Raw genomic sequence first — 25,990 nt, forward strand, 5'->3', positions numbered from 1 at the left:
AAAAATAAAAATATGTTATCAATAACCATAGAAGAAGCACTAAATACACAAATACAATTAGAAGCTAACGCATCTATGAAATACTTAGCCATGGCAACGTGGGCAGAAGTAATAGGATACAATGGTGTGGCTGGTTTCTTTTACAACCAATCCGAAGAAGAAAGAGTTCACATGCTTAAATTGGTAAAGTTTGTAAACGAACGAGGAGGAAAAGCAACCATTCCTAGTTTAGATGCCCCTAAAGATGCTTTTAAAGATTTACACGAACTTTTTACTATGTTTTTAGAAAGTGAAGAAGCCGTTACAGAAAGTATCAACCATTTAGTATTTCAAACTTTAGAAGAAAAAAACTACACTGTACACAACTTTTTACAGTGGTACGTAGCAGAACAAGCAGAAGAAGAAGCTTTGGCAAGAACCATATTAGATAAGTTAAAAATTATTGGAGACGACAAAAGTGGTACTTATTTATTTGACAAAGATATAGAAAGCATTGTTGCTCAGACAGAAATAAATGCCAAAAACGAATAGTTAATTTAGATTTATTTAAAATAAAACTTATATTTGCACTGATTTTAAGATACTTAATCAGTGCAAATTATGTTTAAAAACGTACCTACTCAAGTTGTAGCTCCTGAACAAAGCTCATGTTGTTTTGCATATTTAGCAAAAGGCAAGAAGAAAAAATGCTGCAAAAAATATCAAAAAAAAGGTAAAGAGCATTGTAAAAAATGCCCAATACAGGCTTAAGTTAATTTGTTTTATTTTACTAATAAACACTATCTTAGCCATCCCAAAAAACAACAGGTATGCCTCAAAGAAAAAGGAGTTTATTGAATCAGTTTTTGATTTGGAAATACAAACACATTTCACAAGAAAACTTTCTTTATATATTAAGTACCATTGTAGGTTTGCTAGCCGGACTTGGTGCTGTTACCCTTAAAAATTTAACTCACTTTATTTTTGAATTTCTTAAAACGGGATTCATCAAAGACATTCATATAGGATTCTACTTTATTTTTCCGATTGTGGGGTTGTCACTTACCCTATTGGTTGTAAAATATATTATCAGAAAAAAAATTGGACACGGTATTCCTGCCACTTTATATGCTATCTCTAAAAGAGAATCCATCATGCACCGTTACCAAATGTGGGCATCGGTAATTACAGCTCCACTAACTGTTGGTTTTGGAGGTTCAGTAGGTTTAGAAGGACCTACAGTTGCTACAGGTTCAGCCTTAGGATCTAACTTTGCAAGAGTTTTTCATTTAGACCAAAGATCTAGAACATTATTAGTAGGTTGTGCTGCTGGTGCTGCTATGGCATCTATCTTTAAAGCTCCTATTGCTGCCATTGTATTTGCGGTAGAAATTTTTAGTCTAGAGCTCACTTTAGCCTCTATGATTCCCTTACTTTTAGCTTCTATATCAGCCGTATTGACTTCTTACTTTTTCTTAGGTGATGAAGTTTTATTACACTTTGAAGTGTCTGATAGTTTTGAATTAAAAGATGTTGCCTTCTATATTATTTTAGGTTTAGGTTGTTCATTAATATCAATCTACTTTACAAAAGTCTATTTTTGGTTTCACGATTTCTTTAAGAAAATTGAAAATCCTTGGTACAAACTATTACTGGGTGGTAGTTTAATTGGTGTGATTGTTTATTTTATTCCCCCTTTATTTGGTGAAGGTTTTGAAACCATAAATGCTGTTTTAAGAGGAGATGCTTCTACCATTCTAAAAAACAATATATTTAATACAGAAGCAGATACCATTTGGATGATTGTAGGTCTTTTAATAGGGTTGATCTTATTTAAAGTAATTGCCATGGCTTTAACTTTTGGAGCTGGTGGTATTGGAGGTGTTTTTGCTCCTACTCTATTTATAGGAAGTATAACAGGTTATGTAGTAGCAACCGTTGTTAATCACGCAAAGGTGTTAGCTCACTCTGTATCACAAAGTAATTTTGCCATGGTAGGTATGGCAGGTTTAATGGCCGGGGTTTTACACGCACCTTTAACAGCAATTTTCTTAATTGCAGAAATTACAGGAGGATATGATTTGTTTATTCCTTTAATGATTGTTTCTTCTATCTCTTTTTTAATTACTAAAAAATTTATCCCACACAATATATATACATCCGAATTGGCCAAAAAGGGACAGTTAATGACTCATGACAAGGATAAAAACGTATTGATGATGATGAACATTGATAAAGTTGTAGAAAAAGACTTTATTATTACCACTCCTAACATGACTTTAGGAGAGTTGATTCATAAAGCCATTGTAAAATCTAAAAGAAATAATTTTCCTGTGGTTAACAAACATAAAGAACTTATAGGTGTAATGCACATGGATGATATTCGCCCAATTATGTTCAATACCGAGTTGTATACATGTACTGTGGTTTCTGATTTAATGAATACCCCTGCAGAAGTAATTGACTACGACAAAGACTCTATGGAAGAAATAATGGAAAAATTTAAAATTACTTCTGCATGGAACCTTCCTATTATTAAAGATGGAAAATACCATGGTTTTATTTCTAAATCTAGATTGTTAAATGCATACAGAAGAAAATTAATTATGGCTAGCGACTCTTTTTCTTAAAATAATTGTTAGCCTTGTCTGGATGATCTGTAAATATTCCATCTACATTTAAGTCTTCTGCAATTTTTAACACCTCATCAAAAGAAGCGTTATTCCCTAAGTCATCTGCTCTAAAAGTAAAAGCATGTACTTTTAAATTTTGTTGATGAGCGTAGCTTACCAAGTTTTCAAAATCTTTGATATTCGTTTTATCCCCCCCTTCTATCATCTGCTTATACCAAGGTCCAATTCCGTTTGCATAAGTAGCCGTATGTGCTACCATTTCTTTAGGAGTCATGTTTTTAAAAACAGCATCGGAATACCCTATTTCTAACAACTGTACTAAAAACAAATTCGATTTGTAATTGTTTCTTATTTTCTGTAACTCAACAGCATCAAAACACTGCACAATACAATTGTCCTTTTTTGATGAGTAACCATAATTAGACAAAGTGGCTAGTACAATTTTAGAAATATCTTTCCCTTCATTTCTATGGAACTGAGGTTCTTTTATTTCTACATAAATACCTATATTTTTTTGCATAGAAATATTTAAACCTTGAATCAGTTCAATTTCATCATTTAACGTATGTAGTTTAAAGTGTGATGTATTGATTGGAAACCTGTTTTTATAAACAGCTTGTTGTGTTGTGGCATTAAACCTTTCTGACACCTTTAACGTTTGTAATTCTTCCCAAGTAAAATCTACCACATAAAATTTACCATCTGCCCTAGCTCTATCAGGATATACCTTGGCAACATTGGTTGTTGTTTCTAAATGAATATCATGAATAACAACAGGCACATTGTCTTTAGACAACACTACATCTTGCTCTATAAAATTTGGAAACATACCATAAGCCAAGGCTTTGGCTGGCAACGTGTGTTCTGGCAAATATCCAGAAGCCCCTCTGTGAGCAATAATTAGCATTTCTTTATGTTTAATAGGTTGTTTACAGCCCAATAATAATCCTAAAATTAAAAAACAATATTTATAAATAGTCGTTGCGAACTTCATAGAATGTATAGCTAATTTAAATCCAAATTAACTAATTTTACACTGTTTTATATCATAATCTATATGAAGGTATTATTAAAGTTATTAGTAAGCATTGTTTTAGTTCTTTGGAGCATTGGAGGTGTTTTGTATATAATGAACAACCCTATTAATTCTAAATTTATAGGATTTGGTGTGATTATTCTGACTATTGTACTAATGCCTTTGTTTATTTATTACAGATACAAAGGAAAAGATTTGACCAAATATTCTTTACCTCACAACGATCCTAATGCTAGTAAAATAGAAGATTAATTTGTGTTTCTTTTAGACAGAAAAAAATCTTTTAAGAGTTGACTACATTCTAATTCTCTTACTCCAGAAATTACCTTTGTTTTGGGATGTAGCAGCGTTTTTAATTTAGAATATCCTCTTTGTAAGTCTGAAGCTCCATAAACTATTTTACCAATCTGTGTCCAATAACTAGCACCTGCACACATTTGACAAGGTTCTAAGGTTACATACAACGTACAATCTTGTAAATATTTACCGCCTAAAAAGTTAGATGCAGCCGTAAAAGCCTGCATTTCAGCATGAGCTGTTACATCATTCAATTGTTCTGTTAAATTGTGTCCTCTAGCAATAATTTGATTGTTCATTACAACCACAGCTCCTACAGGAACCTCTCCTTTTTCAAAAGCTATATAAGCTTCCTCTAAGGCTTTTTTCATAAAGTAATCATCATCAAAAGGATCTATCATAATTTAGGCAGCATAAAATACATACATCTAAACTACTTTATTGATTGATAAGTTGCAAGGACAAATCTCAAAATTGTAATTTTGTGGTCGTGAAAAACATCCTTAATAACATAAATTCTCCGCAAGACCTAAAAAGTCTTTCTGTTTCTGAACTAGAACAATTAGCTCAGGAACTCCGAAATTTTATCATTAATATCGTATCTACCAAAGAAGGTCATTTAGGAGCTAGTTTAGGAGTTGTCGAACTTACCATTACTTTACACTACGTATTTAACACTCCTAAAGACAAATTAATTTGGGATGTAGGTCATCAAGCATACGGACACAAAATACTAACGGGCAGAAGAGATGTTTTTGAAACCAACCGTCGTTTGAATGGTATTTCTGGCTTTCCTAATATTTTTGAAAGTGAGTACGATGCTTTTGGAACAGGACATTCCTCTACCTCTATTTCTGCAGCGTTAGGAATGGCCATGGCTGCTCAAATTCAAGGAAACACTAAACAACAGCACATTGCTGTAATTGGTGATGCTTCAATAGCATCGGGAATGGCTTTTGAGGCTCTAAATCACGCTGGTGTTACCAATGCAAATTTGTTAGTAATTCTAAACGACAATGCCATAGGTATAGATCCAAGTATTGGTGCTTTAAAAGATTATTTAACCCAAACTAAAAACGGAAAACAATCTAACAGAGATAATATTTTTGAAGCGTTAAACTTTGACTATTCTGGTCCTATTGATGGACATGATTTACCTACATTAATTACCGAATTACAAAGACTTAAAAACACCAAAGGCCCTAAGTTTTTACACATTGTAACTACTAAAGGAAAAGGCTTGCAAAAAGCAGAAGAAGATCAAATTACTTACCACGCTCCTGGTAAATTTAACGCTATAACAGGAGATAGAATTACAGCAAAAACAGAAAATTCGCCGCCAAAATACCAAGATGTATTTGGACACACAATTATAGAATTGGCTGAACAAAATCCTAAAATTGTTGGAATTACTCCTGCCATGCCCACAGGAAGTTCTCTAAAATATATGATTGCTAAAATGCCCGACAGAGCTTTTGATGTAGGAATTGCAGAACAACATGCTGTAACTTTAGCAGCTGGGATGGCTAAAGAAGGTTTGATTCCTTTTTGCAACATCTATTCAACATTTTTACAAAGAGCATACGATCAAGTTATTCACGATGTTGCCATTCAAAAACTACCTGTTATTTTTTGTTTGGACAGAGCTGGCCTTGTAGGAAATGATGGAGCTACACACCATGGTGTTTTTGATATTGCTTTTTTAAGATGCATTCCCAATCTACTTATTTATGCTCCTATGAACGAAGTAGATTTAAGAAACATTATGTACACCGCTCAACTAGGTTTAAATACCCCTATTGCCATTAGATACCCTAGAGGAATTGGAGAAATTTTAGATTGGAAACAACCTTTTCAAAAAATTACTATTGGAAAAGGAAAAACCCTTAAAAAAGGAACAAACATCGCTATTTTAAGTATTGGTACCCTTGGGAATATTATTAATTTTGCCATAGAGCAATTGTCTAAAGCTCAAAAGAAAAATATTGGGCATTACAATATGCAATTTATAAAACCGTTAGACATAGAATTGTTGCATGATATTTGCAAGAACTATGGTACTATTATTACTTATGAAGATGGTGTTATTCAAGGAGGATTTGGTTCTTCTATTGGAGAGTTTGTTTTAAAAAACAACTATACTACCAAAGTTATAATGGGTGGTATTGATGATTGTTTTATGGAACATGGAAAAACACAAGAATTAAAAACATTGGCAAAAATTGATGAAGCCTCAATTTTAAATACTATTTTATCTACCTTATAATGATATTTATACATACCCTTATCTCTTCTTTTTTAAAACTTAAAAAACATATACTTTGTGTTTTTATGGTTCTTTTATTAGGACACAAAGGCTACTGTAGTTCTACTTTTTACCTAGACACAATTCCAACTCCCAAAGCAATAACCAACATTAAAAAAGTTTTTTCTAAAAAAAGTAAAGACTCTATACGTATTGCTAAAACTGAAAAAAGAGACACTATTAAACAAATATTAAAAGAAAGTGTTAAGCAAAACTATTGGAAACACACCAACAAACCAGAAATACTACTAACTCAAACATCCTTTTTTAACTGGACAAAAGGAGGAAATAATACGGTTGCCGGAATTGTATCTTTTAGAGGTGATTACAACTACAAGAAAGGACAATTATTTTGGAAAAACGGAGTATTATTAAGGTACGGATTAAGCAAAGAAGATGGTATTGATCATTCTAAAAAAACAGATGATATTATCGATTTAAAATCAAGTGTAGGATATAGAGCTTCTATAGAATCTAAATGGTATTACTCTGGTGACTTTAACCTAACTACCCAATTTAGCAAAGGGTATAAAGGAAACAACAGAACTACTGTAATTTCTAACTTTTTTGCACCGGCCAGAATGCGTTTAGGGGTGGGTGCTGCTTACACAGACAATGAAGATAATTTTAAACTAAACTTATCTCCATTAACCAACCAGGTTACGTTTGTATTGGATCAAGACCTTGCAGACAAAGGAGCATTTGGTGTTACTCCAGCCGTAAAAAACGATGCTGGTGAAATTATAAAAAAAGGAGAAAGCATTTCATCAGAATTTGGAGCCTTAATTCGAGTAGAATATCAAACTCCAATTATGAAGAACATGAACTTTAGCATAAAAAGCTCTTTTTACTCTGACTATTTAGACAAATTTGGAAATGTGGATAGTGATATAGAATTAAATATTGACATGAAAGTCAATCAATTTATAAATTCCAGAATCAGTTCTCACTTACTATATGATGATGATGCAAAAATATTGCAATCTGATGGTACTCAAATTGGTCCAAAACTACAATTAAAACAAATTTTAGGTGTAGGAGTTACTTATGTTTTCTAATTAGCTATTATTATTTTTTGAGTATAACTTTTTCCATCGCAATATATTTTAATCAAATACACTCCTGGTTGAAAAGGAACCTCAACTGTTTGTAAACTTCCGCTTGTAGGGTTTATTTTGTGCTGAGCTACCGTATGACCATTTATTGTATACACTAAAAGATCAAAAACAACATCAATATCGGACAGTTTTAATTGTAACAATTGGTTGTTAACAACACTGTTGCTTATTGCTATTTTTTCTTTTAATTTTTTACCATTTCCAAAAAAACTTAAAGATTCTTGAAAACTTCCTGTAAACAAACCTCTTCCATAAGTAGCTGCCAAAACAGTATGGTCTTCAGTTCTCATATCAAACTTAGTAACTTTTACACTAGACATTCCGTTTTGAGATTGCTCCCAACTAGGACTATCTGATAAAAAACTAGATGTTTTCCAAACTCCTGCATTTGTTCCAATAATTACTTCGTTTTGATTGTTTGGGTTCATTTTAATTGCCTTTACTGGAATGTCTGGAAAATCTCCATCTTTCTCCAACCAAGTTGCACCGTTATCTGGTGAGTAATAAATGTTATTTACTCCATAATTGTGCAATGTAACTAATAATTCATTTTCATTGGTTCCAAAATCAATACAAGAAATAGCCCCTGTGTTTATTTGGCTTGTTGGGTCTAAATTTACCCACGTTGGCGATTCTGTATTTAAATTGGTGGCTTTTAAAACAGAAGCTCCTTGAGTTCCTATAAACACTGTTGAAGAAGTTGTTGTATACGGAGATACTTTTATGGCTGTAGGAGGTTCAAATAAATTAGAATTAGTAATTGTTTTTTTAACCGGTGTTCCTAATAAATTTGTATATCTAAACAGTTTTTCACTAGTAGAATTGGTTCCGTAACCTGTGGTTCCATCCGCATACAAAATATCTAAATTATGATCTAAATCTGCAATGTTAGCAAATGCACCAGAACTCTGGTCGTCTGCTATTTCTACCAAATCATCCGCATCATTAAAAGGTAAAGGATACGCTGCATACACATTGTGTACATATGATACTATTAGGTAATTATTGTCTTTATCTACAAAGGTTTGTATTCCATCTCCTCCATAAATATCTACAAAGGTATTGGTTCCTGCATTTACCGTAAAGTTTACAGGGTTAATACTTGAATATCCTATTAAAGAACCATTATCTTGTGCACCTCCTAACAACAATTCGTTGTTTTTATTTTGACTAATAGCAGCAGAATAAAATTGAGTTATATTATATCCTTTATTTCTACTTTTTATGGCTGTAGTGCTATTACTAGCAGAACTTACGTTGGAACTGTAATAAATACCTCCATCGTTAGCAAAAATGGCCTTATTACTATCTAAAGGGTTAAACGTTACCGCATGATGATCTGCATGTACAAGTGATACATTTAAGTTTTCTAAATTGTTATTGTTAGACCATTTGGAAATTTGTGACCAAGTAGTTCCAGAATTGGTAGAACGAAACAAATCTATTCCCCCTGCATACAAAATAGCATCATTGGTTGGATCTACTTCTAAAGTTAAGTTGTAAAAACCTTGATTTCTAGCAAAATCATTAGCAGATATATCAGTATCTACATCATTAGGTCTGGTCATAGAAACAAAATTATTTCCATCGGTAGTTTTAACCAAATCTACCCTTGTACTATTGTAGGTTGATGCTAGTGCGTATATTATATTTGAATTTTGTTTAGATACTGCTAACTCTACCCTACCACCGTTGGTAAAAGAGTATTTTTCTGTAAAATTTTCTCCATCTGTACTTTTAAAAATCTTTCCTCCTCCTTCTCCAAAAAGATTGTCTTTGGTTGCTGCCCATATAGAATTATCGGCAGCTACTTCTACATCACTAAATACATAGGGAGTTTCCCCTTCTGTAAAAAAATTGATTCTATTAAATGTTCCTCCTTCTACTTTCCACCAACCAGAAGCATTGTAACCTACCGGATCTTCATCAAACTGACCATCTAACGAGAAAAAAACTTCTGTACTTCCGTTGTTATTCCAGGCCAATATTTGATTTACAAAGTATACTCTTTGTGTTTCGGATACATTTAAATTGACTCCCAAATATTTAGACCATGTACTTCCTCCATTTGTCGAAATCCAAATTCCATTTCCAACTCCATCATCTCCCGTATAAGCCTCTCCTGTTCCTATATACCAAATATTAGAATTGTTGGGATCTATAGCGTAACATGAAACGGCTAAATTTTCATCAATCCCAACTTGAGTCCACATAGAGTTTGCATTGCTAATATCATTATTTACCCACAGTCCGCCAGAAACACCTCCTGCAAAAACACGTTTTCCTGTAGCATCATTAGGGTCATAAAATACAACTCTAGTTCTTCCTCCTATATTGTTAGGACCTCTTTCTTCCCAAGCCATTTCTGCATTTTGACCTGGCACAGCAGAAAAACGCTGAATCGATTTTGTTGCTGTTTTGATTTTTTCTAAGTTTTCTGGATAGGTTTTTCCGGTAGCAGGATCCATTTCTAACAAATATTGTTGATCAAAATACCTGTTTGGGGGAATCCCTTGTTTTTTCCTTTGCTTTTTAGACAGCTTTAATCTTTTTTGTATTGGATGGTTTTGAACGAACTGATTGTATTCTTTTTTTGAAACGTGGGATTTGTCATAAACAACATATGCTATTAATAAACAAAGTAAAAAAGGAACTAAATAACGTAATTTTTGTTTCATAGATTGCGTTTTACAGAGGTGTTTTCTCTCTTAAAAAAGTTAAGACACAATAACCCCACTAATTTTTTTGTGAACTAAAATAGCATAACTGTCTGACATTCCTGCTATATATGAACAAACATTCATAATACGCATGTACAAACTTTCTGAATAATGCTTAAATTCTTGTGGCAACATTAGTAAAATTAGCTTGTCGTAATTAGATACTTTTCCCAAATACGAATTGTTTACTGCGTTGATAAACACATCTAACAAATCGGCAATTACTTTGTAACCTGCTACTTCTTTTTCTATAACGCTTCTACTATTGTAAATTTTATCAATACTTAGTTTGATAATATCGTTTATTTGCGCTTCATATTGGCACTTGTCTAACAATGATTTTTCAAAAGTTCCATTTAAAATGGCATCTTCGTTTTCTATAAAAATGGTAGCTGCCTGCTCTATTAAAGTACTAATTGCTAAGGCTCTTAAATAACTTACTCTATCTTTTTTTAAACCTAAAGAATGGTATTTTTTGGTGTCTATTTTATTTTGAACCAATTTTATCATGTATTCCAAAGCAAATTCTTCATCTACCAAGCCTAAATTAATTCCGTCTTCAAAATCTATAATAGTGTAACAAATATCATCAGCAGCTTCTACCAAATAGGCTAATGGATGCCTGTGATAAGCAATGTCTTTTCCAGATCTCATTACTTTTAAACCTAAGGTTTCGGCTACATCTTTAAACTTTTCTTTTTCCGATTGAAAAAAGCCAAATTTTTTATCTACTATATGTTTTGTGGCTTTTTTAGGTAAGGATTCTTTAGGGTATTTCATAAAAGCACCCAAGGTTGCATAGGACAATCTAAGACCATCTTTTACTCCTTGACCGTCTTGTGTTAAAATTTTAAATCCGTTGGCATTTCCTTCAAAATCAATTAAATCTTGCCATTCTTTGGCATTTAATTCCTCTTTGTATTTTTGACCTGCTCCTGTATTAAAATATTCTCCAATAGATTTTTCTCCGCTATGTCCAAAAGGAGGGTTTCCGATATCGTGAGACAAAGCTGCAGCTGCTACAATGGCTCCAAAATCGTTAAAAGTATATCCTAATTCTTTTAAATACGGATGTTTTTCTAACAACTGTTTTCCTACCACTCTACCTAAAGAACGTCCTACTACAGACACTTCCATGCTGTGTGTTAAACGTGTATGTACAAAGTCGGTATCGGACAACGGAATTACTTGTGTTTTGTCTTGTAAACTTCTAAATGCTGATGAGAATACAATTCTATCAAAATCTACTTCAAATCCTAATCTTGTTTCGTCTTGATCTTTTCTAAATCTACCATTTGTATCGCCAGCTCTCTTAAGAGATAATAATTGTTCCCAGTGCATGTTTAAAATTTAAATGAAAGTCCAGCCACTAACTGAAAACCTTGTACTTGATAATTGTTGTAGGATTGATAATTGTTGTCTAGTAAATTGTAAATATTTACGTGAGCATTTAATCTTTTATTGATTTTGTATCCTCCTTTTACATTTAAGTCTAAAAATCCATCAATTTTGGTAGCTACTCCTTCTACTAAATCATCTCTACTATCTACTAAATCATCTCTACCGTCTACTATATTTAATCCTACTTGACCAAACCATTTTTTGTGGGTGTAGTTTGCATAGGTCTCTATGGTCATGTTTGGCAAGTTCCACGCTTCTGCTTGTGTATCTGGACTGTAACTATTAAGTGTTGCCAACACTCCTCCTGTTAATTGTTTAGAAAACATCATTTCTATAGCTCCTTTTACAGACAAAATAGTTACATCATCATACACAACACCAAAACTATTTCCCATTTGGAATGGTTGATTGATTGATGTGGGTGCTAAAGCATCATTATGTACAAACAAAGCTTTGTTTTTTACTTGTTTGTAACTAGCTTCTGTTGAATAAGAAATTGTTTTGGTTAATTTTCCATCTAAACCTACAAAAACATCTACAGGAGTTGTTGTGGTTAAAATTTCAGCTGTTGGAGACATAAAAGGATTTTGAGCTGCCAAACTTTGATACGTATTTTGATCAAACTCGCTTCTAATTCCTCCATGTAGAATCATAATATCTTTAATAAGTTTAACATCTGCCTGAATGTTTGGCAAAATCCAAAATTTAGAGCTAGAAGCCTCTCTATTGGCATTTACATACAAGCCTAAAGCAGCACTTAATTGAAAATTATTAGCTTGATAAGTATAAGATGGTGTTACTCCTAAATTAAAAAAGCTATAATTAATATTAGTAGTATTGGTGTATTGTTGTCCAAAATTTCCGTTTAAATATTCAAAATCTATTTTAGTTTCTATGTAATTATTAAACATAGATTTGTCTAAAACGGTAGCTACTTTTAGGTCTACCTCTGAACTTTCAAATCCATCTGAAAAGAAATTAATTGAGGGTGCCAAGCTTTGAACTTTTGCATTTTTATAATCTACAATTCCTGAAAAAGTTAACGAATTGTAAACCTGTTCTACATTTTGATTTTGATAAACAGATTCTAAAACATCACTATCTAAACCATACCAATGTATTCTGTTTCTTTGATAGTCTGCATTGGCTCTCCAGTTGTATTTTCTGTTTTGTTTGCTTATAAATGCATTAATCCCAGAGGTCCATTGTCCATTATCTACCCTTTTATCATCTATTCCATTCTGAATATTATAACTAGAAAAATCAAAACCATATTCGTAACCATGAATTTTATTGGGTCTTAACATAACTTCTATTTCTGCATTTCCATAAACACCTACAGCACCATATAAATAGTTTTTGTAGTTTATTGGCTTAGGGTCGTCTATGCTTACATAGGCTGCATTTTTAGTAATGGGAACAAAGTCTGATGCTACTTGTTTGGGGGTTATTTTGTATTGAATTTTTTCTTTGGCAAATTCTTCTTTTGCGTTTGGAACCGTTTTTAACTTAAACACATCGGTTAAAGTAGGATTGAAAGAAAACTCTACAACTACGTCTTCTTTTTTAATATCGTCTTCTTTAGTTTGTGCATTTATTTGCAAAGCTCCCAACAACAGAACTCCTAATATCCACTGTTTTTTCATGTTAAATTGTATTTGTGGCATTGTTTTGTGTTTCTTCTTTTAACTCTTTACTTGTGTTGCTTTTATGACTGTATTCTTTTAACAACTCTTTAGCCTGTTCTACCAAATTGTCTTGCTCTTTTACGTTTTCTATAATATTATTTAAAATAAAATTAGCTTGAAAATTATCTTTTAATGCATGAAAATTTTGAGCCATTAACAACAATCCTTTTACTCCCCAAGTTCTATATGCCTGATATTTACTTGCTAAAATTTGAACTTGTTCATTGGACTTTTGATATTCTTTGTCTTGATGTAAGAAAAACGCTTTGTAATAATTAGCTTCTGCCTTTACATTACCTTTTCCTATAACTTCTAGTTTTTGATAATATTTTTTGGCTTTGGCAAAATCATCCAATTCAATAGCACTTCTTGCTCCATATACATAAGCATCTGCCACTGCTTGTTCGGAACTTTTTTTGTTTTCTAATACTTTTTGCGTGTAATCTAATGCTTTGGCAAACTTGTTTTCTTTGTAATAAAACTTCATTAAATTACTTTGTGCATACACTACATTTTGCTCGTTACTAACTTCTTTTTCTATTTGCAACAACAAAGTACTTGCTTGCTCCCACTGTTGATTTTCTAGATAAATTTGCGACAATCTATTTAATGCAACCTCTGTATATTCATTTGCATTTACTTTTAACACTTCTTGATATTCTGGAATTGCATTTTCTTTATTTCCCGAATTGTAATATGCTTGTGCCAAATAAAAATGAACCGTTAAAGCATGCAATCCTTGTGGAAAATTAATCAAATATTTTTTACAACTGGTAATGGCTGCTTTTAAATCATTAGCCAAGTATTTATTTTCTGCAGCCTCAAACATAGATTTGTCTATATCTTGATCTGAAATATTTACAAATTCTAATTTTTTAACCCAAGCAGCATACAAATCTACTCGGTCCATTTCTTTGTAAACCTGCTCGGCCATTTTTACGGCTTGTACCGCTTCTCCTGTCCCAGGATAACTTGCCACCAAATCTCTTAGCACCGTAACCGATTCTTGATTTTTATTAGCGTTGAACAAAACGATTCCTTTTTTTAATTTTGCCTTTGCTACTAAAGGACTTTTCGGATATTTTGTAATCAACTCATCAAACACCTTAATTGCTTCGTTACTTTTGTTTTGATTTACCAATAAGTTTCCTAATTGATAATAAGAATCATCTAAATAAGCAGAACGTGTAAACGTAGTTTGAATTTGCTTTAAAGCTTCTTTTTTCTGTTCATTTCTTCCTAAAAACCCGTAAGCCAATGCTTTTTGATGCATGGCATAATCTACCTGACCTTGGTTGGCTTTAATAATTTGATTGTAATTTTCTAAAGCACTCCAATATGTTTTATTTACAAAATGACAATCGGCAATTCTTAAAATAGCATTTCTTTTTTTGGTTGGATTTTTAGATATTTTTACATATTCTGTAAAATTTGACAAAGCCTCTTCGTATTTTTTTTGTTGAAATGATGTGTATGCCAAACCATAAATTCCATCTGCATACTCCTCTAAGTTTTTATTGCTTGTATTCTTTACAAAAGAACTATAGTAATAATTGGCTTCTTGGTAATTGTTTAACTCCGATAATGTTTCTGCTTTCCAAAACAAAGCTCTGTTTGTTATGGTTTTGTTGTTGTACAATGTTGTTGCTTTAGAAAAGTAGTTTAAGGCTTCTTGGTATTTATTTTCATTAAACAATTCAAACCCTCTTTCTAACAACAATTCTTGATACTGAGCATCTTTAATCAACCTTTGTTTTTCGTAATACGCAATGGCTCCTTTAAAATCTTTAAACTGTAAATATGCATTTACGATTAAATCTTCTATTAAACTAGCTTGTTCTGCATTTGGATATTTATCTACAAACGCTTGCAAAACTTCAGAGCTACTTTGGTATGGATTTCCTATTTCGTAACTCAATTTGGCATAATTTAAAAAAGCATCTTGTTGTACACTTACATCAAAATCCATTTCTGATGCATTTTTAAATGCGTTTAAAGCTTCTGTTTTCTGATTCTTTTTTAAATAACAATCTCCCAAATGATAGTGTGCGTTTTGTGAAACACCACTTTTTTCATCGGTAATTTTATTAAAGTTTTCAATGGCATTATCGTACTTATTTAGCTTGTAATAAGCATATCCTAAAAAGTAATAATCTACCTCTGTTAACCTTCTGTGTCTACCTTTGTATTGCGTTAAATAAGTAATTGCTTTTTGATAATTACCTAAATAAAAATAAGATTCTCCTATAATTTTTGAAACCTCAGACTGTTCCATTCCAGAAGTTTTACCGTAATAAGATTCTCCTAAACGTATTACTTCATTGTACTTTTTTTGTTCGTATAGTATTACCAATAATTGATAAGAAGCCTCTCTGTAATATTTTTTTAAATGTTTTATTTTTTCAAAATGATAACTAGCCGAAGCGTAATCTTTATTCTGAAGAGCTATGTTTCCTAAATAATAATGAGCCTGATTTTGATAAGCTCCTTGTTTAGAAATTGGCAATAAATATTCTTTTGCCTTGGTGTAATTTTTAGTTTTATAATTGGCAAAAGCCAACTTGTAATTGTAATTGGTTTCTTGCTTAGTCGTTAACGATTTTACATCAATTTGTTGAAACCACTCTAATGCTTTCTCTTCTTTTTTTTGTGCAAAATAATAATTAGACAAAGCTAATATCAACGTAGTTTTATCAATTGTATTAGGGTGTTTTTTTAAATACAACTCTGTAATTGTTCCTGCATTTTTTTCATTCAATTCTAAAGATGTTAACAACTTGTATTTTTCAAGTGCAATACTTTCTTGCGTTTTTAAAGAGGTAACTTCTTTAAAATATTCTTTAGCTAAAAAATAATGTTGATTGTCAAAAGCCTGAACAGCTTTGGTATACCATTTTAAAGACGATGTGGATTGATAACTGTTCTGTGCTGTTATTGTACACACCACCACAAACACAAATGTTAAACACAGTAAAAATTGTTTCTTCATATCTTTTAGACCTATATTTTCAATGATTAAAAATAAATAATATCCCTGTGAATTAACGGAAACATTGTCTATTTATTTGAAAGCGCTTATTTAAATTCTTATACAGACGATTATTTTAAGTTCTATGGATTTTTAAATATGTTTGTAAAAACAATCAACATTATGTCTAAACCGGTTTTACATTTAAAAGATGCCCATATTTTTCAGGACAATATTCTGATTTTAAAGAATGTAGATTTTGAAATTTTGCCAGGAGAATTCTTTTATTTAATTGGAAAAACTGGAAGCGGAAAAAGTAGTTTGTTAAAAATATTATATGGCGATTTACCTTTGACAAGCGGATTAGGTGAAGTTGTAGATTTTGACCTACCTAGTCTAAAAGAAAAACAAATTCCTTTTTTACGCAGAAAAATAGGAATTGTATTCCAAGATTTTAAATTGTTAAATGACCGTAACATTTATGACAACTTACTTTTTGTATTAAAAGCCACAGGTTGGAAAGACAAAGCCTTAATGGACACTAAAATAAAAGAAGTTTTAGGAAAAGTGGGACTGCAAGAAAAAGGTTACAAAATGCCTTATCAAATTTCTGGAGGAGAACAACAACGTATTGCCATTGCAAGAGCTTTGTTAAACGACCCTGAATTAATTATTGCCGATGAGCCTACAGGTAATTTAGACCCTAAAACCTCTATGGAAGTCATGGAATTGTTGAACGAAATTCACCAAAGCGGAAAAACCATATTAATGGCCACTCACGATTATTCTTTAATTTTAAAATATCCGCAACGTACGTTTAAAGTAGAAAACGGAGAAGTTTTTGAAGTTGCTCACCAACAACAAAATAGTTAATTTTTACACGAATTAATTAAGTAACCTAGCTTATAAAATTTTAGCATTCTACAGGAATAAAAACCTGCAATCATTCTTTTTTTAAGTGTAGGTCCTACTAACAGGAACAAGTTTTTTAACACAATTTTTTGCACACTATTCAACCTTTTATAATACTCTAAAAGGCGAACATGCTCTGTAAAATCAAGGTTTATGGATTTGTTTTTTAATTGAATTAAATTCTTAATTGCCTCTTCATTTTTTACGAAAAAACGTTGATTTGTTTCTATATCTATGTTTAAAACAGGATTTTCTATGTGTAGAATTTTTATATTGTTTTTAGACAATTCGTATCCAAAATACGTATCTTCATGACCATACCTATCAATGGATTCGTTAAAAGATATGTGATCAAAGATAGATCTATCAATCAAAAAATTATTGGTCATAAAAGACAAATACGGATTTTTACTTCGTTCCTCTGCGTTTTTACTTTCAACCTTAACTCCATATTTCCAACTCAGCAATTGTTCTTGGCTAGGCAATGTTGCTGGATAGACTCTTCCTCCGTAAATAACTGTTTTTAGTTCTAAAGAATTTATGTATTTCTGAATAAAATCATCTTGTACAATCATAGAATCACAATCCATAAAAAGCAAGTATTGGTAACTTGTGTGTTGCTTAAATAGATTTCTAATTTTAGACCTCCCTATATTTTTTGGCAATTCTATATAAGTATGTTTTTGCAAACATTTCTTGTTTTCTGTTTTATAAACCTCCTGAGAGCAATCATCTATAACAACCAATTCGTAAGCAACCTCTATTTTTTGCTGCTCAATGGCTTTTACCAATAATGTAATGTTAAAATTATATACAGGAATGCAAATAGAAATCATATATCTGTCTCTTCTTATTTTACTAAAAGTAACATTTCTTGATAGACTTTTCTCCATCCTTGCCAACCAAATTTTTCTGACAATGATGAATTGTGCCATAAGGAAACAAACAAACCTTCAACTTTTTTTACCTGATGAATTAACTCCTTTATTTCTTCTATTGCTTCTTCTGGACTTTGTTGTAAGTATTGATTTAACGTTCCATCCATTACCTGAAAAGGAACAATAAAAAATGCTTTTTCTTGTTCTGTACTTAAATTATAAAACGGATATGCATTGCAAATTCCAGCTCTAAACCCAACTTGACTAGCAAAACCCATAGAATAATCTACCTTTATGCCATTGCTTATTAAATGTTCATAGGTTTTAGGAAATTCTAATTTTAAAAAATGCTGCCTGCTGTTGGTAACCTCTGAACCTATTATTTTTTCTAAACGTTGCTTTTCTTTTAAAACTCTATGTTTTTCTGTGTTAGAAAGATAGGATGGATGAATTCCTACCGAATGTTTTTTAGCTATTTTTTTAATCAGTTTTTTTAAACACCTTCTAGAATATTTAACATTGGTATCAAACTCCGATTTATCTCCTAACAAAAAAAAGTAATGTGTTTTTATGTTTTTAGAAACTGTTTCAATAAAATCAAACGTATCAAAAACATCTTTTCTATTTTTTAAGTACCTTAATTTTACTTGTACTTTTTCTTTTCTCTTTTTTAAAACATCTACCAAAAGTCCTCCAAAAAAGTTAAACACTCCTTTTCCTCTAGAAAAATAAGCTGCATCTATATCTAATGTGTTTTGCACAGAAAATTGTCTTTTTGGAAAATGATATTCGGGAAATTTAGCGCTTATTGCTTCTTGAATTTTTTGAGTCCAAATATTTACTACAGGTATTTTTAAAAAACCATGCTGATAAGCCAAACTATCTTCTGCCTTAAATCTTTGATGTGTATCGGGGGTAAAAGGCAAATATTCTTCATATCTGGTAAGCATATAAAAGCAAGAAGCTAGCAAATCGTATTCATTTTCTTGGGTTTTAAAAAAATAAGGAACCTCATCTATCCAATCTACCTGAATGTTCTGTACTGAAATTGTTGATTCCCACAGAATTTTAGAAGGAATTATTTGAACACATTTTTGAAGTTTATTGTCTGAATAATTTAGTTTTGCCCCCTTATAGTTTTCAAATTCTACCAAAGATTTGGTCAGTTTATAATTGACACCTAATACATATTTAAACACCACGTTTAAAACATAGATCAATCTTCTACTAATGGTCTTTGAATATACTAGTATCATAAAAATTTAGAATATACCTGTTTTATAATTTCTGATTCTTTTTCCCAATTGTATTTCTTAGCAGCAGCTTTTAAGTTTATTTTCCAAACATTATACTCATCGGAACACAGCATTTGTTTTGCTGTTTTTGCCATTTCTTGAGGATTGTGATGCGTAATTACTTTTCCTATATTTTCAGCAGTCACTAATTGTGCAACTACTTTTCTATTAGAAACCAACAAGGGTACTTCTGCTTGAATGTAATCAAACACTTTGTTGGGCAAGCTGTATTCATAATTTAAATTGGTGTTTTTATCTAAAGACAATCCTAAATCTGCAATTTGTGTGTACAACATTAATTCTTTATAAGGTCTTCTGCCCAACAAAAACACTTTCTTTTCTAGGTTGTATTTTTTTATCATTTTTTTTAACACAGGAAACACATCTCCACTACCAATAATATAGAGTATTGCATTGTCTATATAATTCATCATTAATACAGCCTCTTCTGCTCCTCTATCAATATTAATTCCTGCTCCTTGTAAAATAATTATTTTAGAATTTCCTTTAACCTTTGAAAGAAATTCTGAATCTACTTTAGAAAATTGAAACATAGGAGCTATATTCCTAAGCACGTGTACCGGTACCTTGTATTTTTGATAATACACATTTGCGATGATCTGATTGACTGTAAATACATGCTTTAACTTGGGAAAAATAAACTGCTCTATAGTTAACCAAATTTTTTGAATTTTGGGTCTATGAATCAATTCTGGCACTTCTGTAAAAAGCTCATGACTATCGTAAACCAAGTTTTTATTTAACAAGACCGACACTATATAATTGGGCAAAAGCGTATCTAAATCGTTAGCTAGTAGCACGTCTTTTTTAGAAAACAACAACAGAAAAAAAAGCCTTAAGTTGTACTCTGCATAAAACAAAGGGCCTTTGGTAAAAACAAGTTTCATTCTTGTGGTTTTGTAACTTCTTTCTACCGGCAAACTTTGTTTTAGTTTTCTACCTATTAAATGGATAGAAAACCCCATTTGTTGCAACGTAGTACATACTTTATGAACACGTTGATCGGTTACCAAATCATTTGTTACAGAAACAGCAATTCTTTTCAATTATATTTTTTTTGGAATATACTAAAATTACGCTTGCGTATTGGGCTCATCTTTTAAAATCTCAATCCCTTTTTGCATAATTAAAGAGTTTGGAAATGTTATTGTTTCTCCTTTGTCTGTTTTCATAAAAAAGTAAAATCCTGTAATATCTTTTACCTCTCCTGTTAGTTCAAAATCTTTGTCTAAAATTCTAATTCTACTCCCTATTCTTACAGGGTGATTAAAAAATAAAATAACACTAGCTGTTAAGTTAGACAGCAAAGACCATTGTGCAAAAAAACCAACTCCTAAAACTGCTAAAATAGAAGAGATAAAAATAGACAACTGCTTAAAATCTACTCCCCAAACAACAGCTAAAAATGCTCCAAAAACAAGGTATACAATTAAGTAAGTAAGTATAAAAATTATTTTTCTTCTATTGGCATCAATAGCTTTTACAAAGCTAAATTTTTTAATAGCTCTTTTTATTGATAAAATAATTGTAACCATTACCACAACGGTAACAAGTGTAAATAATAATTGATATTTATATTCGCTTAAATTTTCCATTTCTTTTTGTTATAATACTCTATGTAATTTTTCAAACAGCAATGTTTTTAGTTGTGTATAGTTCATTACATTTTGCAAAGCCTCTATTCTTTTTTCTTCTTCGTTTACTTCTTCCATTAACTCTTTAACTTTTAACTCTATTAAAACCCTTCTTAAGTTTAAAATGGCATCTTGAACTAATTTTTGTAACACATCTGTTTTTTGAGTCACCTCTATTTCTTTAGATTCCCAATCACTTAAAACATAGTGTTCATCATCCATTAAAATATTGGTTACCTCTTGTGCAATTTCTTGATTTTCATGACTTGTCAATCGCTCCAAAGCTAACTTTTCTTTTTCGTTAATTTGATAGGTAATTTCTTTATATATTTTTTGAAACAATGGATTGGTAAACTCTATTTCATCGTCTTGTAACTGTAAATACAATTCGTGAGCAACCGTGTTTACATATTCTTCTTTTACCATAATTACCTTACCTCTTTTGTCATGGTCTTCTATCCAATCTATAAACGTTACTTCGTGATTTCCATACAACAGCAAAATTTTAATAATCTCACGCTCATACAAATCCAACGTATTTACTTTGTTAGGAACAATTTTATTTTTGGTGCTTGCAGAAACTTGTTTAGAACCAGAAACTCCAGCTTCTTGAGCCATCATCATTTCTCTAAACGCTGCATCATCGGGTACATCTCCTGCCAAAGAAGTATTTGATTTGTTAGACGATGCAATGGTCATTCTAGGCTTAGAGTTTGGTCTACGCTCTGCCTCTCTAGCGTTTTTGTCTAACATTTGAGCCAACTCATTGAACAAAACTGTTTCTGATATGTCCATTAATCGAGCACATTCCTGTATATAAACTTCTTGTTTAATACTGTCTGGAATTTTAGAAATACTCATCACAATATCACGAATCAATCCTGCTTTTTTAATTGGATCGTTTTGTGCTTCTTCTAACAACAAAGAAACTTTAAAGCTGATAAAATCTTGTTGGTTATTTTCTAAATACTCCTTTAGTTCATCGGTTGATTTTTTCTTAGAAAAAGAATCTGGGTCGTCGCCATCTGGAAAAGTAACTACTTTCACATTCATTCCTTGTTCCAAAATCAAATCAATTCCTCTTATAGAAGCTCTTAATCCTGCTGCATCCCCATCAAACAAAACTGTCATGTTGGGAGTTAATCTTTTTACCAAACGAATTTGATCTGGTGTTAATGCGGTTCCCGATGAAGCCACTACATTGGTAATTCCTTTTTGATACATAGAAATTACATCTGTATAACCTTCTACCAAATAACAATTATCTTCTTTAGAAATTGTTTTTTTGGCTTGATACAAACCATACAATATTTTACTCTTATGGTAAATATCACTCTCTGGAGAGTTTAAATATTTAGCTGCTTTTTTATCGTTGGTTAAAATTCTACCTCCAAACCCTAACACACGACCGCTCATACTATGAATAGGAAACATTACACGACCTTTGAATCTATCAAATTGTTTTCCTCCTTCTTTTACAATAGTCAAACCTGTGCTTTCTAAATACTGTAAATCGTATCCGTTTTTTAAAGCGGTGTCTGTAAAAGCTGTCCAATCATCCAAACAATATCCTAACTGAAACGTTTCTATCATTTCATTGGTAAAACCACGTTCTTTAAAATAACTTAACCCAATGGCTTTTCCTTTTTGGGTGTTTAGCATGGTGTTGTGAAAATAGTCTTGTGCGTATTTAGAGGCCAAATACATACTTTCTCTTTCATCTGCAGCTTCTTTTTGAGCATCGGTCTGCTCGGTTTCCTCTATAGGAATATTGTATTTATCTGCTAAATAACGAATGGCTTCTGGATATGAGTAATGCTCATGTTCCATTAAAAAAGAAATGGCATTCCCTCCTTTACCTGTACTAAAATCTTTCCATATTCCTTTTACAGGAGATACCATAAAAGATGGAGATTTTTCGTCTACAAAAGGAGACAATCCTTTAAAACTACTTCCCGATTTTTTTAAGGTCACAAATTCCCCTATCACCTCCTCTACACGAGCAGTTTCAAAAACACGATCTATGGTTTCTCTAGATATCAACTTCTAATTATTTTTTAAACAAATATAACAAAGAATTAACGGTATCTCATTTGGAAACTTTACTAAAACACAATCTCTTATTACAACAAAAAAAGAGCTACTTTAAAAAAAGTAGCTCTTTAATTTATTAGTTAACAGTCTTTATTTTTTACTTAAAAATTTTAATACATGTTCTTTTATTTTTAACTGCTCTATCTCTTTAGGAGTTAAACCTTGTTCTGCTTTTAAGAAAGCACCAAACAAATGACTTAAGTACAATGGAGAATTATTTTTAGTTGTAAAATTTGAGGCACTATGGCATGAAAAACAATTGGCTAAATTGCCTACTGCTATTGTATTTATTTCAGAATTAAAAGTCTGGGTATATGTTTCCATAGTTACATTTGCACAATTTACAGATCCTCTTGCTAAATCTCCTGGTTTTGCATTGGCTATTTTATCTCCTAAATGTACAATTTTAGTTGCTTGATCTTGAGTTGTAGGATACTTATCTGTATCTATCCAAAGAGAACCGTTATAAAAATAATTAGACCAAACATCTATAACCTCTTGATTTTTAAACGCTTGAGCAACACAATTGTTTATGCTATCAATATTTGTATAATTTTCTGGCTCCGCTTGTGATGTTTTCATAAAACCTCCTCCTTGAGATAGCGGAACACCATATTTAAAAAGCTCAAATGCTGCCAATGGTTTTTTAGCATTATTAGACTGGGTATTCCAAGTAATCCCATCCAATGTAGTGGGCTTGTCTCCTCTATAAATTAACGTATTAAAACTTTCTTCAGCAATATCATCATTCCAATCATATATAGGTGCTAAATCATTGTGTTGAAAAGTAGCCCAAATAAATTCAGGATGATTCTCTACAACTCCAACTACGTGCATTCCTAACATAGCTACTTGTTTATAACCATAAGTCTTGTCTGGTTTTATATATGCTGCTTCTGTTGTATAGTAGTTTTCTATTTGACTTTCTGGTATAGAAGTTACTGGCACCCATGAAACTTTAAGTTCTAAAGAACCAACAGGAAACACTAATGTATTATCAAATAATGCATTTTTCAAAATTGTATCTCTAAATTTTCTCGAAGCTTTTAACATTGTTTTGCTAATATGAATGGAATACAAAACAGTGTCTATTTTTGTATTTGTTTCTGATACATATTTTGGATTTGTTTGCAACACTCCATTAGAACATGCTTGTTCATCATAAAACAAAACTACTTTAGAATTTTGAGGAATTTGAATCGTGTCCATCATTAAATCTGTAACCTGAATAATTTCCTCTTTGTTTTCTAAGAAAAGAGGTGTGTTATCTGTTGCAGATGTCGGCTTTGTTAACCATAAAAACTTTTGCCAAGACCATTGGTGAAAAACCTGATTTGTAGCTTTTTCTGGTGTAGCAAAAACACTTGTTGTACCTTCTAAAGGTGCATTGATGTTTAAATGAGGGAACCAACTACTTACGGGACCACACACTCCTGTTGTTTGGCTTACATAATTACTTTTTACTTCTTTTTTAGAAGGCTTACAGGCTTGCAAACATACAAGCACAGATACTGCTAGAAATAGCAGCTTAAATTTGATTGATTTCATAACAATTTTAAGTTTAGTTCAACCAAAATAAACATTTGTTAATCATTTCTACTATAAAAGCAATAGTTTAACATAAGTTTAAAACAAAAGCCCATTAGAATTTCTAATGGGCTTTTGTTTTAAACATTTATTATATAATATTATGATGCTGCTTTTAACTGCATCAACATATTTCTATTCAATTTACTTTCAGCATATGCTTTAGTAACTTCTAATTTTTTATGCTCAGAACTTGGCATTTCAAACATCGCATCTGTAAAAATAGCTTCACACAAAGAACGCAATCCTCTGGCTCCTAATTTATACTCTAATGCTTTTTCTACAATGTAATCTAAAGTTTCATCGGTTAATGTAAACTCTATACCATCCATTTCAAAAAGCTTGGTGTACTGTTTAATTAAAGAGTTCTTAGGCTCTGTTAAAATAGCACGCAATGCTTTTGCATCTAAAGGATTCATATAGCTTAATACTGGTAAACGACCTATAATTTCTGGAATCAACCCAAAATTCTTTAAATCGGTAGGGATGATATACTTTAACAAGTTTTTTTCATCTACTTTGTCTTCACTTAAAGAAGCTCCAAAACCAACCGCTTGTCTATTTAAACGTTTACTTATATTACGCTGTATACCTGCAAAGGCTCCACCAGCAATAAACAAAATGTTTTTCGTATTTACCTCTACAAATTTTTGATCTGGGTGTTTACGTCCTCCTTTTGGGGCTACATTTACCACCGTACCTTCTAACAATTTAAGCAATGCTTGTTGTACACCTTCTCCAGAAACATCGCGAGTAATAGATGGATTGTCTCCTTTACGAGCAATTTTATCTATTTCATCAATAAACACAATTCCACGTTCCGCACTTTCTACATCGTAATCTGCAGCTTGCAACAATCTACTTAAAATACTTTCTACATCTTCACCCACATACCCTGCTTGTGTCAATACTGTCGCATCAACAATAGAAAAAGGTACGTTTAACATTTTAGCAATGGTTTTTGCTATTAATGTTTTTCCAGTTCCGGTGTCTCCCACCAAAATCATATTACTTTTTTCTATTTCTACTTCTTGCTCCAAAGTATCTGGCTGAGTTAATCTTTTGTAATGATTGTACACAGCAACTGCCATGGTTTTTTTGGTCTGATCTTGCCCAATAATATATTGATCTAAAAATGCTTTAATTTCCATAGGTTTTTTTACCACCAAGTCTGCATTTTTATCACCAGTTTCTTCTGCAATTTCTTCTGATAAAATTCCATAAGCTTGAGACACACAACTATCACATATATGTGCATCAACTCCTGCTATTAACAAGTTTGTTTCTTCCTTCTTACGCCCACAAAACGAGCACTCCATTCCTTCTTTTGACATTATTCTTTATTTTGGGTAATGGTTTGTGGTTTTTGATTGATTTGTTGATTTATAATTTGATCAACTAAATACGAACAACCAACCTTTAAA

The 25,990-nt window shown here is 31.7% G+C and carries 19 protein-coding genes; 6 read left to right on the forward strand and 13 right to left on the reverse strand.

Annotation, left to right across the window (positions count from 1 at the left end; genetic code table 11):
* Positions 1-12: 12 nt before the first annotated feature.
* Both ACY2IJ_RS08625 and ACY2IJ_RS08630 read left to right on the forward strand, forming a co-directional pair.
* Positions 13-531: a ferritin gene (locus ACY2IJ_RS08625; protein WP_476723956.1), complete on the forward strand. Its 519-nt coding sequence runs from the start codon at positions 13-15 to the stop codon at positions 529-531.
* Between the two features lie 278 nt (positions 532-809).
* A complete protein-coding gene (locus ACY2IJ_RS08630; RefSeq protein ID WP_476723957.1) occupies positions 810-2,609 on the forward strand; it encodes a chloride channel protein in 1,800 nt (599 codons plus the stop codon).
* On the opposite strand, the gene glpQ is transcribed toward ACY2IJ_RS08630, so the two are convergent.
* Positions 2,590-3,606 carry a glycerophosphodiester phosphodiesterase gene (gene glpQ, locus ACY2IJ_RS08635; RefSeq protein WP_476723958.1) on the reverse strand — a complete coding sequence of 339 codons (1,017 nt, stop codon included), beginning with the start codon at positions 3,604-3,606 and terminating at the stop codon, positions 2,590-2,592. The two genes, ACY2IJ_RS08630 and glpQ, sit on opposite strands and share 20 nt — an antisense overlap.
* A gap of 63 nt (positions 3,607-3,669) precedes the next feature.
* On the opposite strand from glpQ, the gene ACY2IJ_RS08640 reads away from it, so the two are divergent.
* Positions 3,670-3,900, forward strand: coding sequence for a hypothetical protein (locus tag ACY2IJ_RS08640; protein ID WP_476723959.1), 231 nt, complete (start codon positions 3,670-3,672; stop codon positions 3,898-3,900).
* Here the strand turns inward: ACY2IJ_RS08640 and ACY2IJ_RS08645 are convergent.
* A complete protein-coding gene (locus ACY2IJ_RS08645) occupies positions 3,897-4,346 on the reverse strand; it encodes a nucleoside deaminase (protein WP_476723960.1) in 450 nt (149 codons plus the stop codon). The genes ACY2IJ_RS08640 and ACY2IJ_RS08645 overlap by 4 nt on opposite strands.
* 89 nt (positions 4,347-4,435) lie before the next feature.
* Here ACY2IJ_RS08645 and ACY2IJ_RS08650 point away from each other — a divergent pair, with 89 nt between their 5' ends.
* Positions 4,436-6,211 carry a 1-deoxy-D-xylulose-5-phosphate synthase gene (locus ACY2IJ_RS08650; RefSeq protein WP_476723961.1) on the forward strand — a complete coding sequence of 592 codons (1,776 nt, stop codon included), beginning with the start codon at positions 4,436-4,438 and terminating at the stop codon, positions 6,209-6,211.
* A gap of 65 nt (positions 6,212-6,276) precedes the next feature.
* Positions 6,277-7,308: a DUF3078 domain-containing protein gene (locus ACY2IJ_RS08655; RefSeq protein WP_476723962.1), complete on the forward strand. Its 1,032-nt coding sequence runs from the start codon at positions 6,277-6,279 to the stop codon at positions 7,306-7,308.
* On the opposite strand, the gene ACY2IJ_RS08660 is transcribed toward ACY2IJ_RS08655, so the two are convergent.
* The 4 genes from ACY2IJ_RS08660 to ACY2IJ_RS08675 are packed head-to-tail and all read right to left on the reverse strand — an operon-like array spanning position 7,305 to position 16,166.
* Positions 7,305-10,046, reverse strand: a complete 2,742-nt coding sequence (locus ACY2IJ_RS08660; RefSeq protein ID WP_476723963.1) for a T9SS type A sorting domain-containing protein — start codon at positions 10,044-10,046, stop codon at positions 7,305-7,307. The two genes, ACY2IJ_RS08655 and ACY2IJ_RS08660, sit on opposite strands and share 4 nt — an antisense overlap.
* 39 nt (positions 10,047-10,085) lie before the next feature.
* Complete coding sequence (locus tag ACY2IJ_RS08665) at positions 10,086-11,429, reverse strand: deoxyguanosinetriphosphate triphosphohydrolase (RefSeq protein ID WP_476723964.1); 1,344 nt, start codon at positions 11,427-11,429, stop codon at positions 10,086-10,088.
* Positions 11,430-11,431: 2 nt separating this feature from the next.
* The gene (locus ACY2IJ_RS08670) at positions 11,432-13,156 is read right to left on the reverse strand and encodes a TonB-dependent receptor (RefSeq protein WP_476723965.1); all 1,725 of its coding nucleotides are present in this window, start codon (positions 13,154-13,156) and stop codon (positions 11,432-11,434) included.
* A complete protein-coding gene (locus tag ACY2IJ_RS08675; protein WP_476723966.1) occupies positions 13,137-16,166 on the reverse strand; it encodes a tetratricopeptide repeat protein in 3,030 nt (1,009 codons plus the stop codon). Before ACY2IJ_RS08675 ends, ACY2IJ_RS08670 begins: the two co-directional genes overlap by 20 nt.
* A 162-nt stretch (positions 16,167-16,328) precedes the next feature.
* Here ACY2IJ_RS08675 and ACY2IJ_RS08680 point away from each other — a divergent pair, with 162 nt between their 5' ends.
* A complete protein-coding gene (locus ACY2IJ_RS08680) occupies positions 16,329-17,018 on the forward strand; it encodes a cell division ATP-binding protein FtsE (RefSeq protein ID WP_476723967.1) in 690 nt (229 codons plus the stop codon).
* Here ACY2IJ_RS08680 and ACY2IJ_RS08685 read toward each other — a convergent pair.
* The 7 genes from ACY2IJ_RS08685 to clpX form a co-directional block, all read right to left on the reverse strand.
* Positions 17,015-17,950, reverse strand: coding sequence for a glycosyltransferase family 2 protein (locus ACY2IJ_RS08685; protein ID WP_476723968.1), 936 nt, complete (start codon positions 17,948-17,950; stop codon positions 17,015-17,017). The genes ACY2IJ_RS08680 and ACY2IJ_RS08685 overlap by 4 nt on opposite strands.
* Positions 17,908-19,191 carry a polysaccharide deacetylase family protein gene (locus tag ACY2IJ_RS08690; RefSeq protein WP_476723969.1) on the reverse strand — a complete coding sequence of 428 codons (1,284 nt, stop codon included), beginning with the start codon at positions 19,189-19,191 and terminating at the stop codon, positions 17,908-17,910. Before ACY2IJ_RS08690 ends, ACY2IJ_RS08685 begins: the two co-directional genes overlap by 43 nt.
* Positions 19,188-20,297 (reverse strand): glycosyltransferase, encoded by a 1,110-nt coding sequence (locus tag ACY2IJ_RS08695; protein WP_476723970.1) that lies wholly within the window; start codon positions 20,295-20,297, stop codon positions 19,188-19,190. Before ACY2IJ_RS08695 ends, ACY2IJ_RS08690 begins: the two co-directional genes overlap by 4 nt.
* A 27-nt stretch (positions 20,298-20,324) precedes the next feature.
* Positions 20,325-20,846, reverse strand: coding sequence for a mechanosensitive ion channel domain-containing protein (locus ACY2IJ_RS08700; RefSeq protein WP_476723971.1), 522 nt, complete (start codon positions 20,844-20,846; stop codon positions 20,325-20,327).
* Positions 20,847-20,855: 9 nt separating this feature from the next.
* Positions 20,856-22,928, reverse strand: coding sequence for a DNA primase (gene dnaG / locus ACY2IJ_RS08705; protein WP_476723972.1), 2,073 nt, complete (start codon positions 22,926-22,928; stop codon positions 20,856-20,858).
* A 141-nt stretch (positions 22,929-23,069) separates the two neighbouring features.
* Positions 23,070-24,527, reverse strand: coding sequence for a hypothetical protein (locus ACY2IJ_RS08710; RefSeq protein ID WP_476723973.1), 1,458 nt, complete (start codon positions 24,525-24,527; stop codon positions 23,070-23,072).
* Positions 24,528-24,667: 140 nt separating this feature from the next.
* Positions 24,668-25,900, reverse strand: coding sequence for an ATP-dependent Clp protease ATP-binding subunit ClpX (gene clpX / locus ACY2IJ_RS08715; protein ID WP_476723974.1), 1,233 nt, complete (start codon positions 25,898-25,900; stop codon positions 24,668-24,670).
* Between the last annotated feature and the right edge of the window lie 90 nt (positions 25,901-25,990).

Source organism: Wenyingzhuangia gracilariae (assembly GCF_056387575.1).